A 13437-nucleotide genomic window follows, 5' to 3' on the forward strand; every position below is an offset into this window, starting at 1 on the left:
CTATACCAAAAGTATGTAGGTCACGATAACAATCGTGATGCATATATGCTTAATCAATTAGAGTCTCGCGTTGTCGGCAGTACTTGGCGAGAATGGGAGCCAAGTATTATTCATGTACACCATCAATCATCTCCTTTTCCAACAAGAATTTGGTTGCCCCCATTTGCCGAACCTGTTGCTCCGCAAACTCCACCTTTAATGGCCAGAGAAGTGAATATGATTGGTATGGCTATGGCACAAGAATTAGAAACTGAAGGATTACCAGGAGCGGTACATATGGGTAAAGGGTTTGATGCTTGGTACCCAGGTTACATTGATTACATGCCCATGATGCAGAACATACCTTCGTTTTGGACAGAAACCTCTCTTTATAAATTTGCTACACCACACTTTTATACCATTAAGGATTTTCCAAAAGAAAGAGCCTCTTTACGAGTAGAATCATTGTACTCAAGTCCTTGGAAAGGTGGGTGGTGGCGTTTATCAGATGCTGTACAATACATGGAAAAAGCATCTGTAGCTGTTTTAGATTATGCAACAAAGTATAAAGAAACCTTACTCTTTAATAAATATCAAGCAGGTATCACAACGATAGAAAAATACAAAAGAGAACCACCTTACGCATATTTTATAAAACAAAAACAACGAGATCCTGTTCGCCCTGTAGAATTTCTTAAAAGATTAGCGTTTAACGGTATTAGAATCTCACAATTGAATACTGATATTTCCTTTGAAGGAAATGAATATCCAAAAGGAACTTGGGTTATACCAATGGCTCAAGAATTTGGAGAGCTGGCTAGACAACTAATAGATATTCAAGAATACCCAGACTTAAGGGAATCCCCAGACGGACCATTAGAACAACCTTATGATGCAGCGGGCTGGACATTGCCATACCAAATGGAGGTAGAGGTAACTGCAGCAAAAACACCATTATCTCAATTGGTATATTCTAGCTTAACACCAATAAAAGGCAGTGTCATAGAAGAAAATTATAACAACGATATAGATTTAAGCAAAACAGATTTTATTGGTGGTGCAGGTTTTAACACCAATGAAGTTGCTGCCGGCATTGTTCCATTACCGGGAACATTAAAGGGCAGTGGAAGCAACCTGATAATTGACCCAAAGGAAAATAATTCGTTTAGAATAATTGGCGATGCCATGAACCAAAACATAACGGTTAGTTACAATTCTAAAAACCAAACCTATGCAATTAGTAATGCCCCTAGATCACAGATGCAAAAGTGGGTGAAAGAATATGCTGTTAATGCTAAATTATCTTCCACGAAACCCAAAATTAAAGTGCATTCAAGAATAGCGGTTTATGATCCTTGGAAAGCAAGTATGGATATGGGTTGGACAAGATGGTTACTAGATAATTTTAAAATACCATACACTATCATTAGAAATGCAGATATCAACAATGGCCGCTTAAATGAGAAATTTGATGTAATTCTTATGGCTTCAGAAAGACCGGGAACTATAGAAAATGGCTTTCAAAAAGGAATGGCTCCTCCACAATATACAGGCGGACTAAAAGGATTGGGGGTTAGGAATATAGATACTTTTGTAAGTACGGGCGGAACATTGGTTTGCATGAACAAAAGCACTGAATTTGCAATTAATGAACTACACCTACCCATAGAGAACAATGTGAAGAAGCTGAAGAAAAACGAATTTTTTACGGGAGGTTCTATTTTAGAAGTCACTAATAATAATCTACATCCTATAATGGCTGGCATGCCTCAAAAATCTGGTGTATTCGTCTTTGGTAGTCCCGTTTTCAAAACGCTTGAAGGATTTGAAGGTGAAATTCTATCTAAATATCAAGAAAAAGGTTCGCCTTTATTATCTGGTTATCTAATTGGAGAAAAATATATGAATGACAAAGCAGCAGCTGTAGATGTACACTATAATAACGGACATGTTATTCTTTTTGGATTTCAGCCCCAATGGCGAGGTCAGTCAATGGGTACCTATAGAGCATTGTTTAATGCATTACTATATACCGGTGACGTTGCAAAAAATCATCAAATTAATGATGAATGGTCTACTACAGAAGATGAAAAAACTAAAGAAGAAATTGAACTAAAACTAGAAAAATCAAATAGTTTCTAAATAATTAATCCATAAGATATTAATGAAAAGAACCTTTAACTGTTAAACGTTTTATTTTAACAATTCCTTCTAATAAACGTTTTACAAATCTATCTATATTGCCTTTTAACCGACCTAAAATAATGCGAAAAGATAATAAAAGACAGAAACAAGCAAAATGGCTACGTATTTTTAGAAAAGTACATCGAGCTACAGGTGCCGCATTATTTATTTTCTTCTTCATTATATCTATCACCGGTCTTCTTTTGGGATGGAAAAAACATAGTGGAGGAGTAATTTTATCAAAATCATATACAGGTACATCAACCGAATTGAAAGATTGGTTACCTGTTGATAGTTTACATACTCTTGCTAACACCTACCTACTAGAATCTGTCTCAAAAGAATTATCTACAGAAATAGACCGTATAGATATTAGAAAAGAAAAGGGCATGGTCAAATTTGTATATGCTAACCACTTATGGGGTTTACAAATAGATGGTGCTACGGGTAAATTAGTTCATATAGAACGTAGATATTCTGATTTTATAGAAAAACTACATGACGGCTCTATATTAGATGATTATTTGGGAACATCCAATAATCAAATAAAAGTGTTTTACTCTACAGTAATGGGTCTTGCACTACTTGTTTTTACCGTTACAGGGTTTTGGTTATGGTATGGTCCAAAACGTATGAAAAGAAATAAAGCATCTGCTTAAAAAATAGGTTTAGCTTTGACCTCTGAATAATTTACACAATTATGGCTGATCAAAGAAGAAAAGATACTGCTGAAAAACCTAGCATACACCCAAGGAATAAACATACCGGTCGTTACGATCTTAAGCGTTTAAAGCAAGAAAATCCGGAATTAAAACCGTTTGTTGCTAAAAACAAGTATGACAATTTAACTATAGATTTTTTTAATCCAAAAGCGGTAAAGGCACTAAACAAAGCCATTTTACTATCAGACTATGATTTAGAATTTTGGGATATACCAGAAGGTTTTTTGTGTCCGCCAATTCCGGGAAGGGCTGATTACATACACCATATTGCAGATATTTTAGCCAAAAGCAATGGTGGTAATCCGGTTAAAGGAGAAAAAATTACCTGTTTAGATATTGGGGTAGGAGCAAATTGTGTTTACCCAATTATAGGCAATAGTTCTTATGGCTGGTCATTTATTGGTTCTGATATTGACAAAACAGCTATTGAAGCAGCGGAAAAAATAGTGAAAATGAATTCTGGTCTAAATGGTAAGGTGAAGTTTAGACATCAACCAAAACCAGAGCATATTTTCTCTGGTATTTTAAATACCAATGAGAAGGTTGATTTTACAATTTGCAACCCACCTTTTCACGCTACAAAAGCCGAAGCGGAAGCCGGAACATTGCGAAAACTGAGCAACCTTAAGAAAAAAAGAGTGAAAAAAGCCGAATTGAATTTTAGTGGACAAGGCGGCGAGTTATGGACAGATGGTGGTGAAAAGCGTTTTATACTCAACATGATTAATGAAAGTGCTCAATTTTCAAAAAATTCAGCTTGGTATTCTACTTTAGTTTCAAAGCAATCAAATCTGGGCGTATTTTATGATCGATTAGAAAAAATAGGGGTTGTAGAACATGTAACCACACCAATGGCGCAAGGAAATAAGATGAGCAGAATTATTGCTTGGACATTTTTATCAACACTAGAAATGGAGACTTGGGCAAAAGATAGATGGATTAGCAAATAAAAAATCCGAAAAGACCTTTGTTAATTTATAAAACGAGGTCTTTTAAGCCGTTCTAATTGGCAAATAGACCCGGAGGGTCGAAATTTTTTTGAAAATACGGTAAAAACGCTAAAATGGAAGGAGAAACCAATCTTAATACATTATTACAAAGTTTAAAACCCAACTTAAACGACGGCAGTTATGTTTTCATTACTGTAAAAGATATTCAACATATTTCTAGAGAAGATATTTTATTCGAGTTTAAAGAAAAAGAAGGCATCACAATTATACTTGAAAAAAATAAAGCCGATGAATTAAATTTCACATATGAATTTGTTGCATCATGGATAACCCTTACCGTTCATTCCGCTTTAGATGCAGTTGGTTTAACCGCGGCGGTTTCAACTGCTTTAACAAAATATGATATTAGCTGTAATGTAGTAGCTGCATATTATCACGACCACATATTCGTTTCTACAAAAGATACCGAAAAAGCTATGGAAGTATTAGGCGAATTTTCTAAAAAATAAACTGTACTAGATATAAACTACCAAGTATAATCTGAATTTTTGATATAAGGAGTTTAACCTTATACCTAAAATCTTAGTTTATCCTAACTTACTTAACGCTGTCTCTATTCTAGAAATACTTTCTTCTTTACCGATCATTGCCATAATATCGAAAATATGAGGACCTTTCATATCACCTACCAAGAAAAGGCGTAATGGAGGCATCACTTTTCCAAATGATAATTCTTTTTCACCGATCCATGCTTTTACAATCGTTTCGGTATTTTCAGAAGAAAAATCATCTATTGGTTTCAACACAGAAATAAGACCTTTCATTATAGTGCCAGTATCTTCTTTCCATTGTTTTTTGGCTGCCTTAGCATTATACTCAGTAGGAGCTGTAAAAAAGTAATCGCTCAAATTCCAAAAATCAGAAACAAAAACGGCACGTTCTTTTATGAGCGCAACCACATTTGTTACATATTCCAAATTTATTTTATCCGCATCAGAAATATGCTCTTTGACTATTAGCAAAAACAATTCAGCCAACTCATTATCAGATGTTTCCTGAAGATAATGTTGGTTGTACCATTTAGTCTTTTCAGGATCAAAACGAGCTCCAGATTTATTGACACGGTCTAAGCTAAAGGTTTTAATCAATTCATCTAAAGAGAAAAGTTCTTGCTCAGTACCAGGATTCCATCCTAATAAGGCCAAGAAATTTATCACTGCCTCAGGAAAATATCCAGATTCTTTATATCCAATAGATTCGTTCCATGAAAGAGGAAACACCGGAAAGCCCATTTTCTCGCCATCACGTTTACTAAGTTTTCCTTTTCCTACGGGTTTCATAATCAAAGGTAAATGCGCAAATTCTGGAGAGTCCCATCCAAATGCATCATACAATTGTTTGTGTAAAGCTAAAGAAGGCAACCATTCTTCTCCACGTATAACATGAGAAATTTCCATTAAATGGTCATCAACAATATTTGCCAAATGGTAAGTTGGCATACCATCGCTTTTAAATAATACTTTATCGTCTAAAACATTGGTATCAATCTTAATAGATCCACGTATTAAGTCATTTAGTTGCAATATTTCGTCTGGTGGAGTAAGAAAACGAACTACGTAATCATCACCATTTTCTAAACGACTTTTAACCTCTTCTGGCATTAAAGACAAAGAGTTATCGAGTTTTAATCTATTGTGCCAATTATAAATAAATGTTTTGCCGTTTTGTTCATGTTCTTTTCTATGCCCATCTAAACTTTCTGCTGTATCAAAAGCATAATATGCATGACCGCTTTCAATTAAATCTTCGGCATATTTTTTATATAAAGATTTACGTTCGCTCTGTCTATATGGACCAAAACCGCCATCTTTACCTACACCTTCGTCAAAAGGAATTCCACACCAATTCAAAGAATCGATAATATACTGTTCGGCACCTTCAACATATCTGTTTTGGTCGGTATCTTCTATTCTAAGAATAAAATCGCCGCCATGTTTTTTAGCAAACAAATAATTAAATAGGGCAGTGCGCACACCACCAATATGTAATGGTCCTGTAGGACTAGGAGCAAAACGAACACGTACTTTCTTTGTCATGCGGCAAAGGTATAAAAAACACCTTTAGCCATATATCTACGGCAAACTATTAATTACTAGAATATAAAAAATCCTGAAATTTCACTTACAACTCTAGTATTCAATATACTACTTAATATCAAAATGGGTATAAAATCTTATTTTTCAAAAAAACCAAGCAAATACCGTTGTTGGGAAGAGGAAAAATAAGTGAAATATTAAAATGGAGAATACATATACGAATACCATTAGCAATGCGTTATTTACAATCTTTAAACCAATGAAAATGAAAAATTATTTGAATTACTTTTATGTATTCGTAGTACTATTAATTACAGGTTGTACCTCAGATTCTACTGACGACGCTATGCCCGATGTAATTGACAGTGCAGATGAAATTACACTTTCTGCTTTTGAAATTGAATTTGAAGACGTCACCCAAACAAGTGCTAAAATTATGTGGAGCGAGGTTACATCTTCAAATGAAAGTACCGTAGACTACAGCATTTTTTTAAATGAAGAACTAGTTGCAGAAAACCTTACTGAATTAGAATTTACTGTTGAGGGGTTAGAAATGAACACAATCTACGCAGTAAAAATCAGTGCATCTGCTGAAAACGCGGTAGAGAGTATAAATTCTTCAGAATTTCAAACTTTAGGAACCCCACCATCTAGCTTTCCAATTACTTATAAAGACAATGGTTGTGGTATTGCTTTTATTAGTTGGGACAGTCCTACGGTAGAAGACGGATCAGACTATTCTTATAGAATATATTTAAACGGTGAACATGTTGAAACTTATGGTTCTTATAGCACAGAAAGAACTGGTTTTAATCTCCTTGTTGCTGAAGGTGAAGATCATGTTATTAAGGTGGTTGCCGCAAGTTTTAGTGGTGCCGAAACTGAAGAAGAAATTACCTTTACACAGGTTGCCTGCCCTATACCATCAGATTTTGAAATAACAGCTTCAAATATTACAGGAACTAGCGCAACTTTAAATTGGACAGCATCTACAATGTCTGACGACAGTACGGTATATTATCTTGTTACCGCAAATGGCGTAGGTTATCCTGCAGCAAATACATTTATCTATAGAACTGATTATGAGTTTACCGACCTTGAAAGAAATACAACTTACGAGGTAATAATAACCGCAAGAGCACCTGAAAACGGTAAAACTAAAGAATCTACCATAACTTTTACGACTACAAACGATTATCCTGTACACCCAGATATCTCAGTAACAGAAGCAACATTAATTACACCGGATAGTCAGTATTTTCCAGGGCAATTAAACGTTACTTTCTCAGAAGAACTTGCCAATTTTGAAATTGAAAAATGGGTTGCTGTAGACTATGAAATAGCTAATTATAGTACGTACACTTCATCAGTATCTAGTAGCGTATTAAGTGAGGAAAACTACAATTCATTAGAAGAAGATAAAACCGGATATTTTCTAATAGAAGTTGACGGAGTACTATATCAACTAAACTATGACGTTGTTTTAGAGACAAATTAAAAAAACATTACTTTCATAAAGGGGTGAAATTTGTAGTTAGCTACATATTTCACCCCTTTATTTTTTCTATTAATTTGAGTTATAAACTATAGTAGTCAGCTCATTTATTACCTGTTAGCAAATCCTTTTAACAAATATTTCCTACTAACCAGTCTTTTTAACCGTTATCTTGGTATAAAAAAGAACAATTGCAAGACTATCAGCACATATTACAGCGATTAAACCAATTTATTCAAAAACACTATTCTCAAGTTCTACTGAAAGGTATATTACTATTTTTCGCATTCGGACTTTTGTTTTTCCTACTGATATTAGGAGTTGAATATTTTCTTTGGATGAACAGTACAGGAAGAATGGTGCTATTCGGCATTTTTATATTAGTTGAGATATTTCTTCTTTTTAAATACATTTTAACGCCAATTTTCTATTTACTAAAACTTAAAAAAGGTATAGGACAAAAAGATGCTGCCCATATGATAGGAAAGCATTTTCCTGAAGTAGGAGATAAGCTTATAAATTTATTGGACCTAGCAAGTGATAATGAAAAATCAGAATTGTTACTGGCTAGTATTAATCAAAGGTCGAAACAACTAGACTCAATACCGTTCACCAAAGCCATAAACTTCAAAGATTCCTTCAAATATTTAAAATATTCCATTATTCCAATTGCCATAATAGCCTTACTATTTATATCAGGAAATTGGAATAGTTTTTTTGGTACTTATGAACGTGTAGTAAACTACGAAATGGCTTATGAAAAACCAGCGCCTTTTAAATTTGAGGTTCTATCAAACAAATTAACCACCTTACAAGACCAAACCTTTACTGTACAAGTTGCAACAAAGGGTAAAGTAAAACCAGAAAACGTTTATATAGAAATTGATTATAAACCTATTTTATTACAACAAAGAAACGGTTTTTATGAGTACACATTTTCACCACCCATACAAACCACTACGTTTAAATTTTCTGCAAATGAGGTGCAATCAAAAGAATATACCTTACAGTCTCTTCAAACACCTTCTATTATAGATTTTACCATGAATCTTACTTATCCTAGGTATTTAAACAAACCTAATAAAACTATTAAAAGTACTGGAAACGCTGTTATACCTGAGGGAACAAAAATTACTTGGCAAATTAAAGGTGAAAATACCGATAAGATTAATGTCGTTACTAAAGACACTCTTTTACCATTTATAAAAGAAAAAAACCAATTTAAATTAGAGAAGAACATCTATAATAATTTTAATTACGAGTTAACGACTACAAATGAAAACGTTCAAGATTATGAACGTTTAACATATAGTTTTAAGGTAATTAAAGATGCGTATCCCACAATTAAGGTAAATCAAGTTCTAGATAGTTTAAATCCGAATGTTTCTTACTACACAGGTTCCGCTACTGATGATTATGGACTTCGAAAAATTGACATTATATATTTTGAAGTAGGTAATGAAAACGCTACAAAAACTATTTCCTTAATTAAACCGACTTCTAATTACGAACAATTTTATTACACGTTTCCCTCTGGTTTAGAGTTAGAAGAAGGTAAAAATTATGGTTTTTATTTTGAGATAACAGATAACGATGCAGTACATAATGGAAAGACCGTTAAAAGTCAAATATACCAACAAGTATTACTAGATGATAATCAGTTAAAAAACAAAGACCTTGAATCTCAACAATCACTAATAAAGGACTTAGATAAATCTCTAGAAAGAGCAAAAGAACAGAAAGAATCATTAGAAAAAATAAACAAAAATCAGAAAGAAAAAAACAGTCTAAATTTCAATGATAAGTCACAGATAAAAGATTATTTAAAAAAACAAGAACAGCAAGAACAATTCATGCAAAAGTTCAGTAAAGAACTTAAAGAAAATCTAAACAAGGAAAATAAAGATGACAAATTAAACCAATTGTTACAAGAACGTTTAAAACGTCAAGAAGAGCAAGCAAAGAAAAACCAGCAACTCCTAGAAGAACTTAACAAAGTAGCTGACAAAATAAAGAAGGAAGAACTTACCAAAAAGTTGGAAGAATTAGGTAAAAAACAACAAAATAGTGAGCGTAGCTTAGAACAACTATTAGAGTTAACCAAACGGTATTATGTAACAGAAAAAGCCTCGCAACTTGCACGAGATTTAGAGCAATTAGCTAAACAACAAGAAGAACTTTCTAAAAATAATAAAAAAGAAAATACAGCAGAAAAACAAACCGAATTAAACAAGAAATTTAACGAGCTGTCAAAGGAAATGGATGCTTTGAAAAAAGATAATGAAAAGCTAAAAAAACCAATTGATATAAATATTGAAGAAAACAAAAAACAAGCTGTAAAAGAAGATCAACAAAAGGCTCTTGAAGAACTACAAAACGATGATCAAAATGAGCAAAATAAACCAACTAATTCTGATGCTAAAAAGAAACAAAAATCTGCAGCAGATAAGATGAAAGAAATGAGTGAAGCCTTAAGTGATTCTTCCTCTGGTGGAAGCGGTGGTTCATCAGTAGCTGAAGATGCTGAAATGCTAAGACAAATTTTAGACAATCTCATCATTTTCTCTTTTAAACAAGAAACACTTTATGATAGACTTAGCTCTAGAGAAGAACAAGATGCTACTCAATATTCTGAAACAGTACGCGACCAAAATGAATTAAAAGGGTTATTTGAACATGTAGATGATAGTCTATTTGCATTATCTCTTCGCCAAGCTGAACTATCAGAATTTGTAAATGAACAGATTACCGAAGTATATTATAACATTGATAAATCTTTAGAAACGATGGCAGATGGTCAAATGTTTCAAGGAATTTCCCATCAAAAATATGTGTTGACCGCAGCTAACAGTCTTGCAGATTTTCTAGCCAAGGTTATGGACAATATGAATGAAAGTATGCAAATGGGAAAAGGTTCTGGGCAAAGTGAAGGAGGATTTCAGTTACCGGATATTATTGAAGGGCAACAACAAATTGGTGAAAAAATGGGTCAACAAGGAGAATCTGGAAAGGAAGGAAAAGAGGGGAAAAGTGGTGAAGGTAAACAAGGCAAAAATGGAAATGAAGGTGAAGGAGGAAAACAGGGCGAACGTGGTAAACAGGGAGCTAACGGTAAACAAGGTGAAAGCGGAGATGAAGGTGAAAATGGAAAAAACGGGGAAGGAAAAAGTGGTAAAGAAGGCGAAAACGGCGAAGGCGGAGAAAATGGACAAGGAAAAAATGGAACAAACGGTATGGGTGGACAAGGTGAGGGTTCAATGAGCGAATCTGAACTTAGAGAAATCTATGAAATTTATCAAAGCCAACAAAAAATAAGACAGGAACTAGAGGAGCAACTCCAGAATATGATTAATTCTGGCGACCAAAAATTAGGTCAAAAATTAATTAAACAGATGGAAGATTTTGAAAACGATCTTTTAGAAAACGGTATAACTCAACGTACTATCAACAAAGCCAATACTATACAGTACGAATTATTGAAATTAGAAAACGCGGCACTTAAGCAAGGAGAGAAATCTGAGCGAGAAAGTAATAGAAATACAAAAGACTTCACAAATCCTATTACTACTAAACCCTCATTATTAGATAATTATCGTAATGAAGTTGAAATTTTAAATAGGCAAAGCTTACCTTTGCGGCAAAATTTTCAATCTAAGGTTAAAGAGTATTTCAAAGCAAATGATTAATTACAATTACCTAACTGAATTTAAACTTGTAGCAGAAAAAAACTTTGATTCGTGGATTACAGCATCTTGTAATACCGAAGGGTTTTCCATTCAAGAACTTAACTACATCTTCTGTAGTGATGACTACTTGCTTAAAATAAATCAAGATTACTTACAACACGATTATCTAACAGACATTATCACTTTTGATTATGTATCAGGCAAAAATATTTCGGGAGACCTTTATATTTCAATTGACCGCATAAAAGAAAATGCACAAGAATTTAATGTTACGTTTGATAACGAATTAAAACGCGTAATGATTCATGGAGTTTTACATCTAATGGGTTATTCGGATAAATCGGATGCAGCTATTGCCGAAATGCGCGCTAAAGAAGAAGAAAAAATAAAGCTGTTCCACGTGGAACATTAGAAAATATGTTTGGAGAAGAATACGATGTAATTGTAGTTGGCGGAGGACACGCCGGTGCAGAAGCGGCAGCAGCAGCTGCAAACTTGGGTTCAAAAACCCTATTAGTAACAATGAATTTACAAAACATAGGGCAGATGTCCTGTAACCCGGCAATGGGTGGAATTGCAAAAGGACAAATTGTAAGAGAGATAGATGCACTTGGCGGATATAGCGGAATTGTTTCTGATAAATCTGCTATTCAATTTAAGATGTTGAATAAATCTAAGGGTCCTGCAATGTGGAGTCCAAGAACCCAAAACGATAGAATGCGCTTTGCGGAAGAGTGGCGCTTAATGTTAGAACGCACACCTAATGTTGATTTTTATCAAGAAATGGTGTCTGGTTTACTTATAGAAAACCATAAAGTTGTTGGAGTAAAAACCTCTCTTGGTATCAATATAAAATCCAAAGCTGTTGTTTTAACCAATGGAACATTCCTAAATGGATTGATTCATATTGGCGAAAAACAATTTGGTGGAGGTAGGGCAGGAGAAAAAGCTGCAACCGGAATTACGGAACAATTAGTTGAATTAGGTTTTGAAAGCGGAAGAATGAAAACCGGGACACCACCAAGAGTTGATGGTAGATCTTTAGATTATTCCAAAATGATTGTACAACCTGGTGATGCTATTCCAGAAAAATTTTCTTATTCAAATACAAAACCTTTAACGCATCAACGTGATTGTTACATGACCCATACTAGTGCATTGGTTCATGATTTATTGCGTGAAGGTTTTGATAGATCACCAATGTTCAACGGTAGAATAAAAAGTTTAGGTCCACGATACTGTCCGTCTATTGAAGATAAAATAAACAGATTTGCAGACAAAGACAGTCATCAAATGTTTATTGAACCTGAAGGTTGGAAAACAGTTGAAGTATATGTAAACGGATTTTCAACCTCTCTACCAGAAGATGTTCAGTTCAAAGCATTGCGTTCTGTAGTAGGTTTTGAAAAAGTAAAATTCTTTAGACCAGGTTATGCCATAGAGTATGATTACTTTCCACCAACCCAATTAAAACATACTTTAGAAACTAAGCCAGTTGATAACTTATATTTTGCCGGACAGATAAATGGAACCACAGGATATGAAGAAGCAGCATCTCAAGGTTTAATGGCAGGTATAAATGCACACTTAAAACTAAAAGAAGAAAACCCTTTAATTTTAAAAAGAGATGAAGCATACATTGGTGTTTTAATAGATGACCTCATTACAAAAGGCACAGAAGAACCTTATAGAATGTTTACATCTCGTGCAGAGTACAGAACATTACTTAGACAAGATAACGCAGATTTAAGATTAACTCCTTTAAGTCATTCCATAGGTTTTGCTACAGATTCAAGAATGAAGAGAATGGAACAAAAACTAGAACAATCTGAAGCTTTAGTTAATTTCTTCAGAGAAACTAGTGTATTGCCTAAAGACATTAATCCCATTTTTGAAAGTGTAAATTCATCTTTAGTAAAGCAATCTGATAAAATGTACAAAGCATTTTCAAGACCTAACGTAACAATGGATCATATGTTAATGTTAGAAGATGTTTCTAATTTCGTTAAAGAAAATAAATTTGATAATGAAATATTGGAACAAGCAGAAGTACAGATTAAATACTCAGGATACATTGCAAAGGAAAAATTAAACGCCGATAAACTACATAGATTGGAAGCAGTTAAGATTCCAGAAAATTTTGATTACTCTAAACTGAAATCATTATCATTTGAAGCAAGAGAAAAAATGACGAAAATTCAACCTGTTACCATTTCCCAAGCATCAAGAATTAGTGGAGTTACTCCGAGCGACATCAGTGTACTTTTAGTTTATCTTGGAAGGTAGGGCAAATTGTTCCACGTGGAACAATGAAATTTACATCAT

The 13437-nt window shown here is 33.9% G+C and carries 9 protein-coding genes; 8 read left to right on the forward strand and 1 reads right to left on the reverse strand.

What is annotated here, in order from left to right; translation table 11 throughout:
- The 4 genes from ABJI11_RS12465 to ABJI11_RS12480 form a co-directional block, all read left to right on the forward strand.
- On the forward strand, window positions 1-2121 hold a 2121-nt coding region (locus tag ABJI11_RS12465), incomplete at its 5' end, for a hypothetical protein (protein ID WP_348352652.1).
- A gap of 122 nt (window positions 2122-2243) precedes the next feature.
- Window positions 2244-2822, forward strand: a complete 579-nt coding sequence (locus tag ABJI11_RS12470; protein WP_348352655.1) for a PepSY domain-containing protein — start codon at window positions 2244-2246, stop codon at window positions 2820-2822.
- A gap of 41 nt (window positions 2823-2863) precedes the next feature.
- Window positions 2864-3835, forward strand: a complete 972-nt coding sequence (gene rlmF / locus ABJI11_RS12475; protein WP_348352658.1) for a 23S rRNA (adenine(1618)-N(6))-methyltransferase RlmF — start codon at window positions 2864-2866, stop codon at window positions 3833-3835.
- A 113-nt stretch (window positions 3836-3948) separates the two neighbouring features.
- Complete coding sequence (locus ABJI11_RS12480) at window positions 3949-4344, forward strand: ACT domain-containing protein (RefSeq protein WP_348352661.1); 396 nt, start codon at window positions 3949-3951, stop codon at window positions 4342-4344.
- A gap of 78 nt (window positions 4345-4422) precedes the next feature.
- Here the strand turns inward: ABJI11_RS12480 and gltX are convergent, their stop codons facing one another.
- Complete coding sequence (gltX, locus tag ABJI11_RS12485; RefSeq protein WP_348352663.1) at window positions 4423-5931, reverse strand: glutamate--tRNA ligase; 1509 nt, start codon at window positions 5929-5931, stop codon at window positions 4423-4425.
- Between the two features lie 265 nt (window positions 5932-6196).
- On the opposite strand from gltX, the gene ABJI11_RS12490 reads away from it, so the two are divergent.
- The 4 genes from ABJI11_RS12490 (at window position 6197) to mnmG (ending at window position 13398) form a co-directional block, all read left to right on the forward strand.
- A complete protein-coding gene (locus tag ABJI11_RS12490; protein WP_348352666.1) occupies window positions 6197-7429 on the forward strand; it encodes a fibronectin type III domain-containing protein in 1233 nt (410 codons plus the stop codon).
- A 335-nt stretch (window positions 7430-7764) separates the two neighbouring features.
- Entirely contained in the window at window positions 7765-11112 is a 3348-nt protein-coding gene (locus tag ABJI11_RS12495; RefSeq protein WP_348352668.1) for a hypothetical protein, read from the forward strand.
- Entirely contained in the window at window positions 11105-11524 is a 420-nt protein-coding gene (ybeY, locus tag ABJI11_RS12500) for an rRNA maturation RNase YbeY (protein WP_276491428.1), read from the forward strand. Before ABJI11_RS12495 ends, ybeY begins: the two co-directional genes overlap by 8 nt.
- Before the next feature lie 5 nt (window positions 11525-11529).
- The gene (gene mnmG, locus ABJI11_RS12505; protein WP_348352676.1) at window positions 11530-13398 is read left to right on the forward strand and encodes a tRNA uridine-5-carboxymethylaminomethyl(34) synthesis enzyme MnmG; all 1869 of its coding nucleotides are present in this window, start codon (window positions 11530-11532) and stop codon (window positions 13396-13398) included.
- Window positions 13399-13437 lie beyond the last annotated feature (39 nt).

The organism is Maribacter sp., assembly GCF_039968975.1.
GTDB lineage: Bacteria > Bacteroidota > Bacteroidia > Flavobacteriales > Flavobacteriaceae > Maribacter.

Coding starts and splice junctions, on each gene's coding strand:
- rlmF (WP_348352658.1), top strand. CDS start 2,864: ATGGCTGATCAAAGAAGAAAAGATACTGCTGAAAAACCTAGCATACAC.
- gltX (WP_348352663.1), bottom strand. CDS start 5,931: ATGACAAAGAAAGTACGTGTTCGTTTTGCTCCTAGTCCTACAGGACCA.
- ABJI11_RS12490 (WP_348352666.1), top strand. CDS start 6,197: ATGAAAAATTATTTGAATTACTTTTATGTATTCGTAGTACTATTAATT.
- ABJI11_RS12470 (WP_348352655.1), top strand. CDS start 2,244: ATGCGAAAAGATAATAAAAGACAGAAACAAGCAAAATGGCTACGTATT.
- ABJI11_RS12480 (WP_348352661.1), top strand. CDS start 3,949: ATGGAAGGAGAAACCAATCTTAATACATTATTACAAAGTTTAAAACCC.
- mnmG (WP_348352676.1), top strand. CDS start 11,530: ATGTTTGGAGAAGAATACGATGTAATTGTAGTTGGCGGAGGACACGCC.
- ybeY (WP_276491428.1), top strand. CDS start 11,105: ATGATTAATTACAATTACCTAACTGAATTTAAACTTGTAGCAGAAAAA.
- ABJI11_RS12495 (WP_348352668.1), top strand. CDS start 7,765: ATGAACAGTACAGGAAGAATGGTGCTATTCGGCATTTTTATATTAGTT.